The following is an 18,406-nucleotide window of genomic DNA, read 5'->3' as shown; positions in this document are numbered from 1 at the left end:
AAAAGAGAAGCCCGGCCATTTGATATTTCAAAAGCCGGAGCTTCGCCTACTGATTATCAAAATTAAAGAACGGCTTCGACGTTAGCGACGACATTGTCCACGGTGAAGCCGAACTCTTTGAAGAGCTGGCCGGCCGGGGCCGATTCGCCGAAACGGTCCATGCCCACCACGCGGCCTTGGCTGCCGGCATATTTCCACCAGCTGTCGGTCACGCCCGCTTCGACCACGACGCGTTTGGTCACGCTCGCTGGCAGTACGCTGTCTTTGTAGGCCTGGTCCTGGGCTTCGAACACGTTGGTCGACGGCATGGACACCACGCGGATGTTTTTGCCTTTCGCGGCCAGCGCTTCGGCGGCTTTGACGGCCAGTTCGACTTCGGAGCCGGTGGCGATGATGATCGCATCCGGGGTGCCGTTGCTGTCTTTCAGGATGTAACCGCCTTTGGCAATCGCGTCGATCTGGGCTTGGCTACGGGTCATGTGTGGCAGGTTTTGCCGTGAGAAGATCAGGGTGCTCGGGCCGTCTTGGCGTTCGATCGCCGCTTTCCAGCAAATCGCCGATTCGACCGCGTCGCACGGACGCCAGACGTGCATGTTCGGAATCATGCGCAAGGTGGCGGTTTGTTCGATCGGTTGGTGGGTCGGACCGTCTTCGCCCAGGCCGATGGAGTCGTGGGTGTAGACGAAGATGGTCGGCGCTTTCATCAGGGCGGCCATGCGCAGGGCGTTACGGGCGTATTCGCTGAACATCAGGAAGGTGGCGCCGTAGGCTTTGAAGCCGCCGTGCAGGGTGATGCCGTTCATGATGGCGCTCATGCCGAATTCGCGCACGCCGTAGTAGGCGTAGTTGCCGTCGTGACCGGGGGCGTTGATGTCTTTGCAGCCTTTCCACAGGGTCAGGTTGGAGCCGGCCAGGTCGGCGGAGCCGCCCAGCAGTTCCGGCAGCAACGGGCCGAAGCCGTTCAGGGTGTTTTGCGAAGCTTTGCGGCTGGCGATGGTTTCAGCTTTGGCGTTGACGTCGGCGATGAAGGCGTTCGCTTTTTCGCTCCAGTCTTTCGGCAGTTCACCGGCCATGCGGCGTTCGAATTCGGCGGCCAGTTCCGGATGCGCGGCTTGGTAGGCGGCGAATTTGGCGTTCCAGGCGCTTTCCAAACGGTCGCCTTTGGCTTTGGCGTCCCATCCGGCGTAGATGTCGGCCGGAATTTCGAACGGGGCGTGCGGCCAGCCCAGTTGTTCGCGGGTCGCAGCCACTTCGGCTTCACCCAGCGCAGCGCCGTGGCATTCTTCTTTGCCTTGTTTGTTCGGCGAGCCGAAGCCGATGATGGTTTGGCAGCAGATGATGGACGGTTTGTCGCTGACTTTTTTGGCTTCTTCGATGGCTTTTTTCACCGCTTCCGGGTCGTGGCCGTCGACTTTGGGGATGACGTGCCAGCCGTAGGCTTCGAATCGGGCCGGGGTGTTGTCCAGGAACCAGCCGGTGACGTCGCCGTGACCGCGGACTTCGCCGTCGATGGAGATGTTGTTGTCGTCGTAGATGGCGATCAGTTTGCCCAGTTTCATGGAGCCGGCCAGCGAGCAGGCTTCGTGGGAGATGCCTTCCATCAGGCAGCCGTCACCCAGGAATACGTAGGTGTGGTGGTCGACGATGTCATGACCGGGGCGGTTGAATTGGCCGGCCAGGGCGCGTTCGGCGATGGCGAAACCGACGGCATTGGTGATGCCTTGGCCCAGCGGGCCGGTGGTGGTTTCGACGCCGTCGGTATAGCCGTATTCAGGGTGGCCCGGGGTTTTGGAATGCAGTTGACGGAACTGTTTCAGTTCGTCGATCGGCAGGTTGTAGCCCGACAGGTGCAACAATGAGTAAATCAGCATGGAGCCGTGACCGTTGGACAGCACGAAGCGGTCGCGGTTGGCCCATTTCGGGTTATTGGGGTTGTGGTTCAGAAAATCGTTCCACAGTACTTCGGCGATATCGGCCATCCCCATCGGGGCTCCAGGGTGTCCTGAATTGGCTTTTTGTACCGCGTCCATGCTAAGTGCGCGGATGGCGTTCGCTAAGTCTCGACGCGAAGGCATGTTGGTCTCCTTTAACTTGTTATTTTAAGTGCACGTTTGTGGTGTCAAACGCTGCTCTGGCTGAGGCTTGGTAAATTTCAAGGAAGACCAATACCACACTCTTGCTCTTAGACTGCTGGAATCGGTATCACCTTGACGCCCACTTGTTATCTGTTGGGCCTACGGCAGGCTGCGCCAGACCGTAGGCTATACGCAATTATTCCAAATTGGCGTGTCTTGATCTCATTTCCTCTTCGGGAATACCTTTCTCGTGAATTACGTGAGAAATGGTAGCTTCCAAAAACAGCAAGGTGGACAATTCAAACACAGTACCCATAGGCATGCCTTTAACTTTGCCGTATTGCTCGGAACGGCCGATTTGCAGCGTAATATCCGCCATATCGCCAATAGTCGAGTCGTCCTTGGCTGAAATCAATACGATTTTAGCGCCGACTTCTTTCGCTTTTTTGGTAAACGCGATCAATTGCTCTGTCTCGCCCGAACCGGAAATGATGATTAACAAATCACCGTTTTTAATGCTCGGCGTTACAATTTCCCCAACAACACTGACGTCATAACCGCCGTGCATCAAGCGCATGGCGAAGAAATTACCAACAAGCTTCGAGCGACCGGCACCAGAGACGAAGATTCTCTTGGCTTGATCCAGCATATCGACCAAAGCTTTGTCGTGCGAATCGGGTGTAGCTTCCAGAATGCTGGAAATTTTGTTTATGATTAACTCTTGATGCATGGCTTACACCGCCGCCGCGTCAACCAATTCACGGATTTCACGAGCCGCTTCGGCAGGTGATGGCGCACCGTAAATAGCCGCACCGACGACGATGATATTGGCACCGGCTTTAACGGTTTGGTCGATGGTTGCCGGTTTGATACCGCCAGCAACAGAAACGCGAACGTTCAAACCCAAAGAAGCGACTTCATTCAAGTCGGTGAATGGGGTTTGACCAGCCGCTTGCGCGTCCAGACCGGTGTGAACACCCATGATTTGCGCGCCCAGTTTGGCTGATTCGCGTGCGCACTCGGATTTGCTTGGCACGTTGATCAGGTCAACCTGTACTTCCGCAGCATATTTTTTTGCCGCTTTGATTACGCCACCGATGGTAGCCAAACCGGATACGCCCAATACGGTGCAGATATCTGCGCCAGCTGCGTAGAAAGCGCCTGCTTCGTATTCGCCGGCGTCCATGGTTTTCAGGTCGACCAACAACAATTTGTCTGGGTAACGGTTTCTCAACTCTTTCACTAGGTTGACGCCGTTATATTTGATGCAAGGGGTACCGATTTCAAAGATATCGACATAAGGGGCGACTTGGTCAGCCAATGCCACAGTTTGGTTGAAATCCAGTGAGTCCAACGCCATTTGAATTAATGGTCTTGCCATGTGATGTGCTCCGAAAGTTTTTAATTTTTAGTAATAGCCGATTCTTGCAAATTGCCACAACCCGCTAGGCTTGTCACGTACGTGTGATGCATCTGTAACTGTAAGATAGAAACAGCAGGTATGTCAATCCTTAGCAACCGCAAGCGCCATATAGGCTGACGACGCAATTGAAATGCTACATTTGCGTAACGGAGAGATCGCATGCCACTAAAAACCCTTCTCACCCCGCACCTCGGAACTACACCGCAATCGATCGCGTTATTGCCAAACCGGAATTGCAAAACTCGGCAACAAACCGCACACTTCGACACTACACTTCGGACACAGGAGGATGGCTGATTGAGACGCCTGTTTTTTGCACTTTGGCCCACTCCGGCCACGCGTTCGGCATGCGCAGCCGTTTGCAAACAACGGGCTGGTTGCGGCAAACCGGTTGCAACACACAATCTGCACGTTACCTTGCTGTTTTTGGGCAACGTCAACGCCAAGCAACAGGCAGAGTTGACGCTGGAAGCGGCCAAACTCAAAGATATTCCAACCGAGCTTGTATTGGACCGACTAGATTTCTGGGAAAAACCGAAAGTCCTGTGCCTGACAGCCAGCGCTTTCGACCCAAACTTCGTGCGATTCCACACCGAACTGGCTAAGATTGCCGACCGAAGCGGCATTGTTACCGACTGCCGGCCTTACAAACCACATGCCACGTTAACCAAAAAAGCCCGCTGCAACCCCGAATTGAACATAACCCCTGTGTTGTGGCAATCGAACGGATTTTGCCTGGCAGAATCCCTCCATACCCCTTCGGGCGTAGAATACCGGATCGTCGAACGATGGCACGACATCAATGCATAAACTCGTGAAGGAGAGCGCATGCCTTATCTGAAACTCAACACCAACTCCCCAGTAAATGTCGAGCAAGCCAAGGAATTACTCGGCGAATTATCCAAACTTGTCGCAACCGAGACCGGTAAACCCGAACGCTACGTGATGGTTCAATTGGCCAGCGAGGGCTCGATGCTTTTCGCCGGCAACGACCAGCCCCTGGCCTATTTGGAATGCAAAAGTATCGGCTTGACCAAAAACCAAGCACAAAACTTAGCCGCAGAGCTGTGCCAGCTCCTGTCAAATAAACTGGAGATCAAGCCGGATCGGATTTATATCGAGTTCAGTAATTGTCCGGCGGAATTTTGGGGCTGGAACGGCGGCACTTTCGGCTAAAGCCCGCCCCCTATAAAACAGCCGATCGACCTCCAGGGGGCGGAGCAATCGGTTGCGGCACCAGCCGCAACGCAATTCAATCAAGAGCCTGAAATCAGGCGCCTATTTGGCTTTTTTCGGTTCTGCCGGCTTTTCCGGTTTCGCTGGCTTTTCCGCTGCCGCTGAATCGCCGAATATTATGTTCTTCTCGTTTTGCTGAACCGTTTTTGCACCGATACCAGGGACATTTTCCAGATCCTTTGGCGTCTTAAAATCTCCATGTTCCTTTCGGTACTGCAAAATCGCTTCCGCTTTCTTCGGCCCGATTCCGGTTAACTCCTTAGCGATGGTCTCGGCATCCGCTCGATTGATGTCAATCGGCTCGGCAAACACAGAGAAGGAACATAACATCAAAATGGTAAATAATTTTTTCATATTTGGACTCCCGTTTTAATGGTTGACTGCCTGAAAAAACCGAACCCATGTCGGCGCATTTTTCAAGCTAGGCAATTCTAGAGTGTTATTGTCGAATTACAATAATTTAGAATTGCCAACCTATATTTAAACGCTAGCCTTCAGAATCGCCCGCATCGGCGCCGGCAAACCTTCGCTGGTCAACTTGGGAGAGCCCGGATCGAGAAAATCGGCCAAGGAATGAAACCGCATCCATTCCGTACTGCGCTGCTCCTCGACCGTGGTTTTGCCGACATGCAGCAACTGAATATCCTTATAACCGCAACGCTGCATCCATAACTCCAGCGCCTGACAACTGGGCAAAAACCAGACGTTGCGCATTTGCGCGTAACGGCCGGCCGGCAGCAAAACTTGGCGCTCGTCACCCTCGACCACCAGCGTTTCCAGAACCAATTCGCCGCCCGGCCGCAAACAACCTTTCAATTCCAACAAATGATCGATCGGCGAGCGCCTGTGGTACAACACCCCCATCGAAAACACGGTATCGAACCATCCCAAATTGGCCGGCACGTCTTCGATCCCCAGCGGCAAGACGTAAATCGGCGCCGGCCCGTGAAGCTTACGTATCGCCTGAAACTGCATCACGCTGAGCAAGGTAGGATCGATGCCAACCACCATCCGCGCCCCGGCTCCCAGCATTCGCCAACAGTGGTAACCATTACCGCAGCCGACGTCGAGCACAGCCCGGTTTGACAGCGGAGCGATCCCATTTTTCAGCCGCTCCCATTTCCAATCGGAACGCCATTCGGTATCGATATCGATACCAAATATCCGGTAAGGCCCTTTCCGCCAAGGATGCAACTTCATCAGCTGTTCGCGCAATTGCTGTCTGGCAACATCGGAAATATCCGAATCGACACCGATCCGCACCGCATTCGCCAAATCGATACTGGAGGCCGGGTAACGCGGCAAATCATCAACCACCTGGCGCCAACGCGGCAAATCGCCGTGCGCGGCATCGTTAAACGCCGCAGCCAATTGTCCGGGCAAACTCTCACCCCAAACCCGGTCGCCCGCCTCCCGTAGTGAGGTGTACAAATCGTCGTAACCTAGCATTTCAAAGCAATCATCGATGCGAAGTTGAAATACTGGAACCAGACCTCGACACTGGAAAAGCCTAGCGAAACCAAGCGCTGCCGATGCACTGCAAACGTTTCCGGAATCAGCACGTTTTCCAGCGCACTGCGCTTTTGGCTGATTTCCAGCTCGCTGTAGCCCTGTGCCTTTTTGAACAAGTGGTGCATCTCGGTCTGCAATTCCTGTTGCCGCGTATCGTCGAACGCCAATTTTTCCGACAAAATCAAAATTCCGCCGGGCAGCAATCCACCATAGAGCTTGGCCAAGAAAGCCTCCCGGTCCGCCAACGGAATAAATTGCAGCGTAAAATTCAACACCACGACCGACGCGTTCTCGATCGGGATGTCGCGAATGTCGGCACACACCACATCCACCCCCGCGACCGCAGAGTCCGCTAGATTTTTCCGGCACTGCTCGACCATTGCTTCAGAACAATCGACGGCCACGACACGGCAATTCTTCGCGGTGATTTGCCGCCGCATAGCCAGACTCGCCGCCCCCAGAGAACAGCCCAAGTCGAAGCAAACGCTGTCATCCCTGGCAAAGCGGCCAGCCAACAGGCCGATGGCCGAGATAATCGCCGGATAGCCGGGCACCGAACGCTGAATCATGTCCGGAAACACCTTGACCACGGCTTCATCGAATTTAAATGCGCCGACTTCGCCAAGCGGATTGGCGTAAAGAGAATCTTTGAGGGATGACATGAACAGGAAGCTGGATTCCGGCCCCACCTGCAGGCGCGGCCGGAATCCGAGGAGAACACTTAGGAGTTGTTTTTGGCGTTTAGCGCTTCAGTATTGCGTTTCGCCAACTGATTGATCACTTCCTGCAACGAACCGGTACGCTCGACTTCGTTTTTGAAACTGGTCCGATAGTTGGTCACTAAACTGACGCCTTCGATCATGATATCGTAAGCTTTCCACTGGCCTTTAACGTTCAACATCCGGTAATTGACCGCAATGGGCTGCAGCCCCGGCTGCAATACTTCGGTTTTGATCAAGACTTTGCGCTCGTCCTCTTCCGGCGTCACCGGCAAAAACCGGATCGACCAATCTTTAAACTCGAAAAACGCTCTGGAATAAGTTCTGATCAACAAAGTTTGAAATTCCTTTTTGAAACTTTCCTTCTCAGAGGGGGAAGCGTCCTTCCACAGCTTACCCAGCACCAGCGACGAAATCAGATCGAAATCCACATGCGGATAAATCACCTCTTGAACGAAGGCATTGATTTTTTGGAAATCGTGCGGAAAATTCGGGTCCTGCAGACGTTGCTTGAGCTTATTGGAAGCGTCTTCAATCGCCATTTGCGGTTCGCTTAGGTCGGCGGCCGCTACCGGCGCGATCGTAGACAAGACTGCAAATACGCTAAAAACCAACACAGACATAAAACGCATATAAGTTCGGATACTCATAAAATCATCTCAAAAGGAATTGCCGGCTAAATTAGAGTGCCCCGATTCGATACACTGCTAGAATAAAGGCCTGAGCCGGTCAAGCGAAAGACTTCGGTCCACCCTCCTTGGATCGACCAATGCCCTATTATATTACTATGGATCAGATGCCACACCCTAAAGACTTTTTCCCAGCCACCCGGATGCGGCGCATGCGCTTTCAGACTTTTTCCCGCCGGCTGATGCAGGAGAACCGCCTAAGCTGTGACGACTTGATTTGCCCGCTGTTTGTCATCGAAGGCCAAAACCAGCAGCAATCCGTCGCCTCAATGCCCGGTGTCAACCGGTTGTCGATAGACTTATTACTCAAGGAAGCGGAAACCTTGTTGGAGCTGGGCATACCCGCGATAGCCTTGTTTCCGGTGATTGATCCGGCCCAGAAGTCCTTGGCGGCAGAGGAAGCATTCAACCCGGACGGCTTAGCGCAACGCTGCGTAAGAGCGCTGAAAGCTGAGCTGCCGGAACTCGGCGTAATCACCGATATCGCCTTGGACCCGTTCACATCGCACGGCCAAGACGGCCTGCTGAATGAACAAGGCTACGTAGTCAACGACGAAACCGTGGCCGTGCTATGCAAGCAGGCCTTGTCCCACGCCGAAGCCGGCGCCGACATTGTCGCGCCATCGGACATGATGGACGGCCGGATCGGTGCGATTCGTAATACTTTGGAGAACCACGGTTTTACCAACACCCGGATTCTGGCTTATTCGGCCAAATACGCCTCCAGTTTTTACGGTCCGTTCCGTGATGCGGTCGGCTCGGCCGGTAACTTGGCCGGCGGCAACAAATACAGCTACCAGATGGACCCGGCCAATTCGGACGAAGCCCTGCGCGAAATCGCGCTGGATCTGCAGGAAGGCGCCGACATGATCATGGTCAAACCCGGCATGCCTTATCTGGACATCATCCGCCGCGCCAAAGACCACTTTGGCGTACCGACCTTCGCCTATCAGGTCAGCGGCGAATACGCCATGCTGAAGGCTGCCAGCGGCAACGGCTGGCTGGACGAACGGCAAGTCGTGCTGGAATCGCTGCTGGCCTTCAAACGCGCCGGCTGCGACGCCATCCTGACCTATTACGCCAAAGCCGCCGCCCAGTGGCTCATCCGAGGATGATCTCCGGCATGAACGATAACCGCAACAGCTTCGCCAACATCCCCGACTCGAGCCTATCCGATCGATACGCGGTATTCGGCCATCCGATCAACCACAGTAAATCGCCCAGAATACACAAACTGTTTGCCGAGCAAACCGGGCAAAATCTGGCGTACTCGGCACAGGACGTCCCCGCGGACAACTTTACAGCCGCGGCAGATGCTTTTTTTAGCGCCGGCGGCAAAGGCCTGAACTGCACGGTGCCATTGAAAGAACTGGCGTGGCGTTATGCAGACCGGCTCAGCGAGGCCGCCGAAGCGGCCAAGGCGGTAAACACCCTGGCGTTGACCGCCGACGGCAGCATTTTGGGCGAGAATACCGACGGCACCGGCCTGTTGAACGACCTGACCGCGAACCTCCAGCTCAATCTGCCGGGAACCGCCATTCTGATCCTCGGTGCAGGCGGCGCCTGCCGCGGCATTGTCGCCCCGTTGCTGAAGCAAAAGCCGGCCAGCCTGGTGATCGCCAATCGGACACCTGCCAAAGCTCATACCATCGCCGACGACTTCAATTCTCTCGGCGCGGTGGACGCCTGCGGTTACGACGCCCTGGCCGGCCGCTGTTTCGATCTGATCATCAACGCCACCGCGGCCAGCCTCAGCGACGAACTCCCGCCGCTTCCCGCCGGACTGCTCGCCGAAAATGGCACCTGCTACGACTTGGCTTACGCCAACCGGCCGACCGCCTTCGTGCGCTGGGGCTTGGCCAATGGCGCGGCAAAAAGTGTCGACGGTTTAGGCATGTTGGTGGAACAAGCCGCCGAGGCGTTCTATATTTGGCGAGGAGTCCGCCCTGCCACCGCACCGGTGATCGGCTTGCTCGACCAAGAACGCCGAGAGACCAACTGAACCCGGACAAATGACAAACACGCCGACAAACGGCGACAATCACCCGCAAAACGACTTCTATACGGTTATTGGAACAGCATGAGTGGAATCAGATCTTTTTTCGAAAAAGCCCAGGCCAAGCTGCACAAGCAACACGCCGGACAACCCATTACACCGGAGACGTTGAAACAGCTATTTCCGATCCGGAATCTCAGCGACGAAATCCTGCAAACCTTTTCCACCGACAACCACGTGGAAAGCCTCAGCGCGGGTAGTATCCTGTATAACGTTAACGAACAGGCCACCTGCGCGATTTACCTGTTGCAGGGCACCGTCACGCTGGCCGACCACAACGGCAAGAGTTACGAAATCGTGGCCGGCAGCGCCCAAGCCAAGTTTCCAATCTGTAGCGGCACCAAGCACACCGCCACCGCGACCGCCAAAACCGACGTCGACATCCTGCGGGTATCGTTGAAAATCATGTTGACGCCCAGTCGGCAGGACCACGGCAAACTGGAAATACCCGAAGAGTTGCATGACAACCGCCTGCTGGCGTTGTTCGCCGAACACTTCCAGAATTCCGACCACGAAATCGAAATACCGTCCCTGCCGGAAGTCGCCATCAATCTGCGCAAGGCCATCCAAAAAGATGTCAATATCGACGAAGCGGTCAAGATCATCCAACTCGATCCCGCGATCTCCGCCAAATTGATCGAAGTTGCCAACTGCCCACTGTACTTGACGACGGTGCGCGCCAAAAACTGCAAAGAGGCCGTGGTCCGCATCGGCTTGAACGCCACCCGCAATTTGGTCACCGCATTGAGCATGCGGCAAATTTTCAAAAGCAAATCGCCACTGATCAAAAGCCATTTGGAAAACTTATGGAAACAAAGCCTGTATTTGTCGGGCCTTTGCCATGTGCTGGCCAGCCATACCCGCGAACAAAATCCGGAGAACGCGCTGTTGGCGGGCTTGGTTTGCGACATCGGCGTGATCCCGTTCCTGAACTTCGTCGCCAACCTGCCTAACGAATACCACAACGAAAGCGAGATCGAACAAGCCATCCCGGTCATCAAGGGGCCGGTCGGCGCCGTGGTCTTAAAAGAATGGGATTTTGCGGAAGAATTCCTCGACGTTGCCCTGTCCAGCAGCAATTGGTACCAAAACAGCCATGAAAAACTGACGCTGACCGATATCGTGGTGTTGTCGCGCCTGCATGCGCAGATAGGCAAAACCGCGTCTTCCGAGTTGCCGGCGATCACTGCCATTCCGGCCGCCAGCAAACTGAAAAATTTCTCGTTGTCTCCGGAAAACACACTGGCGATCCTACACGACGCCAAAGCCAAAATTCACGAAGCCCTGAGTATTTTCTCGACCTGACCGCATGTTCTTAAAGCTATTTAAAAAAACCGCCGAACCGAGCCAGCGAGCGGAAAAAACTCGCGAAGCAACGACAGCGCAATTACCGCTCCAGTTTTTGCAGCAGCTGATCCCGGTGGGCGAATTACCGGTCACGGAGCTGAAAACCTTGCCCATCAGATTGCGTAATTTCAATCCAGGGGACTTGCTGTTCAACCGCGGCGAGCAGACGGAGGAAGTGGCATACCTTTACAGCGGCCAAGTATTTATGGAAGCCGCCAACGGTGCTGGATACATGGTGGAAGCCGGCACCTTCAAAGCTTGCTATCCGCTGGCGACCTCCGGCGAACAGAACTTCAACGCCATCGCCAAATCTGCGTTGCAAGCCGTCTACCTGCCGCTGTCGGCCTTGCAACGCAGCAGCAAACTGGCCGACCAGACCGCCCTGAATCTGGAACAAGTCCCGCAAGCCTTGCGCAATACGGTGTTGTTCCAACGCTTCTGCCAAGCTTTCAAGGCCGACAACCTGCACGTCCCCAGCCTGCCCGACGTGGCACTGAGGCTGCGTAGCGCGTTGCAAAAAGACATCAGCATCGGCGATGCGGTCAAAATCCTGAATTTGGATCCGGTGATTTCCTCGAAACTGATCCAGGTCGCCAACAGCCCAATCTATCGCAGCAACCGGCCGATCACCAGCAGCCACGACGCCGTCAACCGGCTCGGCTTCAAGACCACGCAAAATCTGGTCACCAGCATCAGCTTGCATCAGTTATTCAAAAGCCGGAACAAACAGTTGAACCAACTGGTTCAGTCGTTGTGGAAACAAAGCATCCAGGTTGCCAGCCTCAGTTACACCCTGGCCGGGCTCAGCGGCAAAATCAATGCCGACGAAGCCTTGCTGGCCGGCTTGACTCATAACATCGGCGCCCTCCCGATCGTAACCCTGACTGAAACGCTGGACCCGGCCGAATACAACGAAACCGAACTGCGAGCCGCTATCGATCATTTGCAGGGTGTGGTTGGTGCTTTTATCCTTAAGAAATGGCACTTTCCGGACAGCCTGCAACAGATTCCATTAAGCACCGATAACTGGTATTTCGACGACGCCAAGTCGCTGCAAGTCAACGATATCGTCTTGCTGGCAAAATTCCACAGCCGGCTCGGCGGCCCGCTAAGCCAGAACTTGCCGCCACTGAACACTTTACCGGCCTTCCAAAAACTGGGCGACAATACACTGACGCCCGACATGTCCTTGAAAGCGCTGCAAGATGCCAAACAGCAAATAGCGGAGGCGCTGAATTTCTTCCGGACCTGATACCAGCCCGTGCAACAACGCTAAGCGCCCCGGACGCGGGCTGCCTCAAGCCCTCGCATCCTTACTTGGCAAGCCAGACACTTTCCAGCTTACGGCGCTACCCAGCCGTTTGCTCCTGTACAAATCGTTCGAATTTCCGGAATATAGTGGCAATATCCGCATCGTGCGGAAAACTGCTTGTGCCGCAGCCGAACGGAACCAACACAACCGGCGTCACTGATCCCGGCTTACGGCGCAAGCCCAGTGCAAAGGCTCCCCGGAGTTCGACGCAAATCCCGACGCTAGCAGGCTCAACCTAAGCAAATTGCATCAGGATTTTGCGTCGGCGATATCGCACGACACCCACACCGAGGGTCGAGCGACGCTGCTGCCGTGCTGACATCGTTTTTCATTTTTTCATCTAAATTGGCACCGACATGACCAACCCGTTACTCGTACAAACCGAATTGCCCCAATTTTCCAAAATACTGCCCGAACACGTCGAACCGGCCATCGACCAATTACTGGCCGAGGCTAGAGCCACGATCGAAAAACAACTCGCAGGCGGCGAGGCCTACTCTTGGCACAACCTGATCGACCCTATCGAAACTGCCGAAGACCGGCTGAATAAAGCCTGGTCGCCGGTCAGCCACATGAATTCGGTAGTCAACAGCGAAGCCATGCGCGACGCTTACAACGCCTGCCTGGGCAAATTGAGCGCATATTCGACCGAAGTCGGCCAGAACAAGGCGCTGCAACAGGCCTATAAAGCCGTCCGCGACAGCACCGAATTCGCTGCGCTGGATCGCGCCCAACAAAAGATTATCGACAATGCATTACGCGACTTTCATCTTTCAGGCGTCGATCTGCCGGCGGACAAACAAGCCCGCTTCAAGGAAATCAGCCAGCAATTGTCCAAACTCGCCAGCCAGTTCGAGGAAAATCTGCTGGATGCTACCAACGCCTGGCACAAACAAATCACCCATGTCGACGATCTGGCCGGGCTACCGGAATCCGCGTTGGCGCAAGCCAAGCAGGCGGCCGAAGCCGAGGGCAAGGACGGCTGGCTGATCAACCTGCAATTCCCGTCCTATCTGGCGATCATGACCTACGCCGATAACCGCGATTTACGCCGCGAACATTACGAAGCCTTCTGTACCCGTGCCTCGGACCAAGGTCCGCACGCCGGACGCTGGGACAACTCGGAAATCATGGAGCAGATCCTGGCCTTACGCCACGAAAAAGCCCAATTGCTGGGCTTCGACAATTACGCCGAGTATTCGCTCGCCACCAAAATGGCCAAGTCCACCGAGGATGTCGTTCAATTTCTGGAAGATCTGGCGGACAAATCCTGGCGCCAAGCCCGCCGCGATCTGGCGGAACTGAAAGAATACGCCGCGCAACAACACGGCCTGCAAGATTTGCAAGCCTGGGATATCGGTTATTACTCGGAAAAAATGCGCCAACATTACTATCAGTTGTCGCAAGAAGAAGTAAAAGCTTATTTCCCCGACAGCAAAGTGGTGCCGGGCCTGTTTGCGATTGTAGAGCGACTGTTCGGCCTCCAAATTTCCGAGCTCAAAGACTTCGACACCTGGCATCCCGACGTCCGCTTTTACCAAATTCTCGACCGCAACGGCCAACTGCGCGGCCGCTTCTTCCTCGATTTATATGCCCGTGCCAAAAAGCGCGGCGGCGCCTGGATGGACGACTGCGTCTGCCGCAAGAAATCCACGGACGGCCATTTGCAAACCCCGGTAGCGTACCTGACTTGCAACTTCACGCCGCCGACCGGCAACGATCCCGCCCTGCTGACCCACGACGAAGTGGAAACCCTGTTCCACGAATTCGGCCACGGCTTACACCACATGCTGACTCAGATCGATTACCTGGGCGTTTCCGGCATCAACGGCGTGGAATGGGATGCAGTTGAGTTGCCCAGTCAATTCCTGGAAAACTGGTGTTGGGATCGAGAAGCGCTGGGCTTGATTTCCGGCCACTACCAAACCGACGCACCGTTACCGGACACGCTATATGCCAAAATGCTGGCCGCCAAAAATTTCCAGGCCGGGATGATGATGGTGCGGCAACTCGAATTCAGCTTGTTCGACTTCAAAATCCACCAACATTTCGATCCAGCCAAGGGCGGCCGGATCTATCCGACTTTACAGCAAGTGCGCGAGCAGGTCGCGGTGGTCAAGCCGCCCGAGTTCAACCGCTTCGCCCACAGCTTTTCCCATATCTTCGCCGGCGGCTACGCGGCGGGCTATTACAGTTACAAATGGGCGGAAGTGCTGTCGGCCGATGCCTTCTCGCTGTTCGAAGAAAACGGCATCTTCGACCAGGCGACCGGCGAGGCATTCTTGCACAATATCCTTGAGCAGGGCGGCAGCGCCGACGCGATGACCTTGTTCAAAAACTTCCGCGGCCGCGAACCGAATATCGATGCGTTATTGCGCCACAACGGCATTGCCGCATAACGGCCCCAGCGGCTGTTTGGCCGAGTTGCCAAACGGCCGGATTTTTTACTCTCAGGAGCAACCATGAAAAATTGCCCTCAGTGCGGTCAGGCCCGAATCGGCGAGGAATTCAAATGCCCGAACTGCGACGTGTTTTATTCGCAGCTGGACGAGTTGCTGTTCGAGGAACAGCAGCGCCTGGAACGCGACACCCTGGCCGGAGCAATCAAACGCATCCGCGCCGCAACCGACCGCAAACAGGCGATGAAACAAGAATTGGCCGCGTTATGGCGCAAAACGCCGTTGCGGACCAAAATCGTGTTGTGGACCGTCATCGCTTTTCTGTTCGTCCTGATCGTGCCGGTGATTTGACGGTCGAATCCGGATGGCAGCATTGCAAATACTGGCCGCCCTGCTCTACGCGAATCTCGGCGAATGGCTAATGCATAAGTACCTGCTGCATGGCCTGGGTAAGAATCCCGGCAGCATTTGGGCTTACCACTGGCACCAGCACCACAGGATTTGCGCGGAACAAGGTATGCGCGATCCAGGCTATCGCAGCTTACGCTGGACCTGGAACGCGCAGACCAAAGAATTGGCAATATTGGCGCTTATCGTAACGCTGCACCTGCCTTTGGCGCTCGACCTGCCGTTCTTCCTGCTAGCACTCTATGCTTCGCTGGCGCTGTATTACTACAAACACCGCCGCGCCCATCTCGATCCCGATTGGGCAAAGCGGCACTTACCCTGGCACTACCAGCACCATCTGCAGGCAGGTAACGGCAATTGGTGCGTAACTTGGCCCTGGTTCGATTACGTTTTCGGTACCCGCTTGAACAATTGGACCGGCGAGCCTACGAACTAAACCCGGCATTGCGGATTCCGTTACACTTTGCGGGCGAATGCGATACCAGCGGTCCAACCTTTCCCTCGGACATCCAATCATCTACTTTGGTATGAAATATAAAGACCTACGCGATTTCATTCAGCAACTGGAAAAACAGGGCGAACTGAAGCGCATCAAACACGAAATCAATCCGGTTCTGGAAATGACCGTCATTTGCGACCGGGTGCTGAAACAAGGCGGCCCGGCATTGTTATTCGAAAACCCGAAAGGCTCGAATATTGCCGTACTCGGCAATCTGTTCGGCACGACCAAGCGGGTGGCGATGGGAATGGGCGCCAAGGATATCTCCGAGTTACGGGCGATCGGCGAAGTATTGGCTTACCTGAAGGAACCGGAACCGCCCAAAGGCGTGAAGGACGCACTGGAAAAGCTGCCGGTGTTCAAACAAGTGCTGAACATGGCGCCGAAAGTCGTCAATAATCCGCCCTGTCAGGAAGTGATCAGAATCGGCGACGAAATCGATCTGGCCGATTACCCGATTCAGACCTGTTGGCCGGAAGACGCCGCCCCCCTGATTACCTGGCCGCTGGTGATCACGCGCGGGCCGAACAAAGAACGGCAAAACCTCGGCATCTACCGCCAGCAAGTCATCGGCAAAAACAAAGTCATCATGCGCTGGCTGGCCCATCGCGGCGGCGCACTGGATTTTCGGGAATGGCAACAACAACGCCCCGGCGAGCCGTTTCCGGTCGCGGTGGCACTCGGCGCCGATCCGGCGACGATACTGGCGGCAGTCACCCCGGTACCCGACCCTTTGTCGGAATACGCCTTCGCCGGCCTGCTGCGCGGCAGCAAGACCGAAGTGACCAAATGCCTGAGCAACGATCTGCAAGTACCGGCCAGCGCCGAAATCGTCCTCGAAGGCTTTATCTACCCAAACGAAACCGCGCCGGAAGGCCCCTACGGCGACCATACCGGCTATTACAATGAAGTTGACGAGTTTCCGGTGTTCACCATCGAACGCATCACCCAGCGCCAGGTGCCGATTTACCACAGCACTTACACCGGCCGGCCACCCGACGAGCCGGCGATTTTGGGTGTGGCCTTGAACGAAGTGTTCGTGCCGATTCTGCAGAAGCAGTTTCCGGAAATCGTCGATTTCTACCTGCCGCCGGAAGGCTGTTCCTACCGGATGGCGGTCATCAGCATGAAGAAACAATATGCCGGCCACGCCAAGCGGGTCATGCTCGGTACTTGGTCCTACTTGCGCCAGTTCATGTACACCAAATTCGTCATCGTGGTCGACGACGACGTGGACGTGCGCAACTGGCAGGACGTGATCTGGGCCATCACCACTCGCATGGACCCGGCCCGGGATTTGACGATTTTGGAGAATACGCCGATCGATTACCTGGATTTCGCCTCGCCGGTATCCGGCCTGGGCTCCAAAGTCGGCTTCGACGCTACCAACAAATGGCCCGGCGAAACCGCACGCGAATGGGGGCGGCCGATTGTGATGCGGCCGGAGGTCATAAAAAAAGTCGACGCAATGTGGGATTCGCTGTTCAGTTAATGTAGACTGCAGACTTTCCGTAATTAACTGTAGTCGCCGTAATGAAAATATTGGTCGCCGACGACCTGCCGGAAAACAGAATACTGCTGGAGAAATTGCTGACCCGGATGCAGCATCGGGTTATCTTGGCGGCAAACGGTCAGGAAGCCGTCGACCAGTTCGCCGCCACCGATCCCGATCTGATACTGATGGACATCATAATGCCGACACTCGACGGCATCCAGGCAATCAAAGCCATCCGCGCACTGAATAGCAGCAAATGGACGCCGATTTTCGTCATCAGCGCATTGACCGAAACCGAAGACGTCGTCGCCGGTCTGGAAGCGGGGGCCGACGACTATTTACCGAAACCGTTCAATCAAGCCATCCTGCAAGCCAAGCTCAACTCGGTGCAGCGTTTTTTGGATATGCAACGCGTCATTGCCGCCGACACGGCGCAATTGAAGATGTACCACGACCGGAACGAAACCGAGCAATTGTTCCTGCAAAGCATTTTTGCCCGCTTGATCAGGCAAAACGATCTGAAAGACGACTATCTGCAATTTTGGTTGAAACCGGCCAACCGCTTCAGCGGCGATTTGATTTGTGCCCGCCGCGTCAGCCAACAGCAAATATATTTCATGCTGGCCGATTCAACCGGCCACGGCTTGGCGGCGGCGATTCCGACCGTCATAGTCAATCAGGCATTTCAGGCCATGACCCGAAAAGGCTTGGCAATTCCCGTTATCGTCAGGGAAATAAACCGCTTATTGTTCACGCAGATACCGCCGGATCGCTTTGTGGCGCTGGCTATCGGCATGATAGACAGCACGCGGAAATCGATAGAATTGTGGAATGGCGGCTTGCCTAGCGCATTGGTCCTCGACTCTGCCGGCACCGCGATGCATTCCTTTAAATCTCGCCATACCTTTGCCGGCATCCTGGCCGACGAGGAATTCGATGACCGCTGCGAACTTTGGCAATGGGAATCGGCTTGCGAGTTATTTGTCTATTCCGACGGCCTGACCGACGCCCAAGATCCAGACCACGCATGTTTCGGTCAAGGCGGCTTGCTCGAGACCTTGGCGGCCACTCCGGCCGGCCAACGCATCGATGCCGTCAAAGCGGCGCTGGAACGCCATTTGGCAATTCGCGAAGCCCACGACGACATCTCCTGCATGGCAATACGCTGCGTATAACGTTCCACCCTGGAGCGGCCGAATCTCCGCCGGGGCCTCGCCAGCGCCCCAACACGCCACA

General features: G+C 55.3%; 17 protein-coding genes and 1 pseudogene. 11 read left to right on the top strand and 7 right to left on the bottom strand.

Translation table 11 applies throughout. The features are described from left to right. Positions 1 to 62 precede the first annotated feature (62 nt). From tkt to hxlA, 3 genes and pseudogenes are all read right to left on the bottom strand, one after another. Positions 63 to 2,081 (bottom strand): annotated as a pseudogene (gene tkt, locus ACH518_RS07205) (transketolase); the annotation flags it as partial. A gap of 190 nt (positions 2,082 to 2,271) precedes the next feature. Then, on the bottom strand, positions 2,272 to 2,805 hold the full coding sequence (gene hxlB, locus ACH518_RS07200; protein WP_054763862.1) for a 6-phospho-3-hexuloisomerase: 534 nt from the start codon (positions 2,803 to 2,805) through the stop codon (positions 2,272 to 2,274). A gap of 3 nt (positions 2,806 to 2,808) precedes the next feature. Further along, positions 2,809 to 3,456, bottom strand: coding sequence for a 3-hexulose-6-phosphate synthase (gene hxlA, locus ACH518_RS07195; RefSeq protein ID WP_260839145.1), 648 nt, complete (start codon positions 3,454 to 3,456; stop codon positions 2,809 to 2,811). Between the two features lie 339 nt (positions 3,457 to 3,795). Here hxlA and thpR point away from each other — a divergent pair, with 339 nt between their 5' ends. Beyond that, positions 3,796 to 4,308, top strand: coding sequence for an RNA 2',3'-cyclic phosphodiesterase (thpR, locus tag ACH518_RS07190; protein WP_445372409.1), 513 nt, complete (start codon positions 3,796 to 3,798; stop codon positions 4,306 to 4,308). An 18-nt stretch (positions 4,309 to 4,326) separates the two neighbouring features. Further along, entirely contained in the window at positions 4,327 to 4,674 is a 348-nt protein-coding gene (locus ACH518_RS07185) for a phenylpyruvate tautomerase MIF-related protein (protein ID WP_140910514.1), read from the top strand. 102 nt (positions 4,675 to 4,776) lie between these two features. Here ACH518_RS07185 and ACH518_RS07180 read toward each other — a convergent pair whose 3' ends face one another. The 4 genes from ACH518_RS07180 to ACH518_RS07165 all read right to left on the bottom strand — a co-directional run bounded on the left by ACH518_RS07180 (position 4,777) and on the right by ACH518_RS07165 (position 7,615). Further along, positions 4,777 to 5,088: a ComEA family DNA-binding protein gene (locus tag ACH518_RS07180; protein WP_445372408.1), complete on the bottom strand. Its 312-nt coding sequence runs from the start codon at positions 5,086 to 5,088 to the stop codon at positions 4,777 to 4,779. 126 nt (positions 5,089 to 5,214) lie between these two features. Next, entirely contained in the window at positions 5,215 to 6,183 is a 969-nt protein-coding gene (cmoB, locus tag ACH518_RS07175) for a tRNA 5-methoxyuridine(34)/uridine 5-oxyacetic acid(34) synthase CmoB (protein ID WP_445372407.1), read from the bottom strand. Then, positions 6,177 to 6,908: a carboxy-S-adenosyl-L-methionine synthase CmoA gene (gene cmoA / locus ACH518_RS07170; protein WP_140910517.1), complete on the bottom strand. Its 732-nt coding sequence runs from the start codon at positions 6,906 to 6,908 to the stop codon at positions 6,177 to 6,179. Before cmoA ends, cmoB begins: the two co-directional genes overlap by 7 nt. 59 nt (positions 6,909 to 6,967) lie before the next feature. Then, positions 6,968 to 7,615 carry an MlaC/ttg2D family ABC transporter substrate-binding protein gene (locus ACH518_RS07165; RefSeq protein WP_278209617.1) on the bottom strand — a complete coding sequence of 216 codons (648 nt, stop codon included), beginning with the start codon at positions 7,613 to 7,615 and terminating at the stop codon, positions 6,968 to 6,970. A 137-nt stretch (positions 7,616 to 7,752) separates the two neighbouring features. On the opposite strand from ACH518_RS07165, the gene hemB reads away from it, so the two are divergent. From hemB to ACH518_RS07120, 9 genes are all read left to right on the top strand, one after another. After that, positions 7,753 to 8,769 (top strand): porphobilinogen synthase, encoded by a 1,017-nt coding sequence (gene hemB / locus ACH518_RS07160; RefSeq protein ID WP_445372976.1) that lies wholly within the window; start codon positions 7,753 to 7,755, stop codon positions 8,767 to 8,769. Between the two features lie 8 nt (positions 8,770 to 8,777). Continuing rightward, positions 8,778 to 9,656: a shikimate dehydrogenase gene (gene aroE, locus ACH518_RS07155; protein ID WP_445372406.1), complete on the top strand. Its 879-nt coding sequence runs from the start codon at positions 8,778 to 8,780 to the stop codon at positions 9,654 to 9,656. Between the two features lie 78 nt (positions 9,657 to 9,734). Further along, positions 9,735 to 11,015, top strand: coding sequence for an HDOD domain-containing protein (locus ACH518_RS07150; RefSeq protein ID WP_445372405.1), 1,281 nt, complete (start codon positions 9,735 to 9,737; stop codon positions 11,013 to 11,015). Positions 11,016 to 11,130: 115 nt separating this feature from the next. Continuing rightward, on the top strand, positions 11,131 to 12,309 hold the full coding sequence (locus ACH518_RS07145; RefSeq protein WP_445372404.1) for an HDOD domain-containing protein: 1,179 nt from the start codon (positions 11,131 to 11,133) through the stop codon (positions 12,307 to 12,309). A gap of 416 nt (positions 12,310 to 12,725) precedes the next feature. Continuing rightward, positions 12,726 to 14,768, top strand: coding sequence for an oligopeptidase A (prlC, locus tag ACH518_RS07140; protein ID WP_445372403.1), 2,043 nt, complete (start codon positions 12,726 to 12,728; stop codon positions 14,766 to 14,768). 63 nt (positions 14,769 to 14,831) lie between these two features. Beyond that, positions 14,832 to 15,119 (top strand): hypothetical protein, encoded by a 288-nt coding sequence (locus tag ACH518_RS07135; RefSeq protein ID WP_445372402.1) that lies wholly within the window; start codon positions 14,832 to 14,834, stop codon positions 15,117 to 15,119. Between the two features lie 13 nt (positions 15,120 to 15,132). Then, positions 15,133 to 15,612: a hypothetical protein gene (locus ACH518_RS07130; protein ID WP_445372401.1), complete on the top strand. Its 480-nt coding sequence runs from the start codon at positions 15,133 to 15,135 to the stop codon at positions 15,610 to 15,612. A 91-nt stretch (positions 15,613 to 15,703) separates the two neighbouring features. Beyond that, the gene (gene ubiD / locus ACH518_RS07125) at positions 15,704 to 17,167 is read left to right on the top strand and encodes a 4-hydroxy-3-polyprenylbenzoate decarboxylase (RefSeq protein WP_445372400.1); all 1,464 of its coding nucleotides are present in this window, start codon (positions 15,704 to 15,706) and stop codon (positions 17,165 to 17,167) included. 41 nt (positions 17,168 to 17,208) lie between these two features. After that, positions 17,209 to 18,345 (top strand): PP2C family protein-serine/threonine phosphatase, encoded by a 1,137-nt coding sequence (locus tag ACH518_RS07120; protein WP_445372399.1) that lies wholly within the window; start codon positions 17,209 to 17,211, stop codon positions 18,343 to 18,345. Positions 18,346 to 18,406: the final 61 nt, after the last annotated feature.

The sequence above is a fragment of the Methylomonas sp. HW2-6 genome (genome assembly GCF_052474525.1).
The sequence above is the reverse complement of the archived record's forward strand: the minus strand, read 5'-3'. Positions and strand labels throughout refer to the sequence as shown.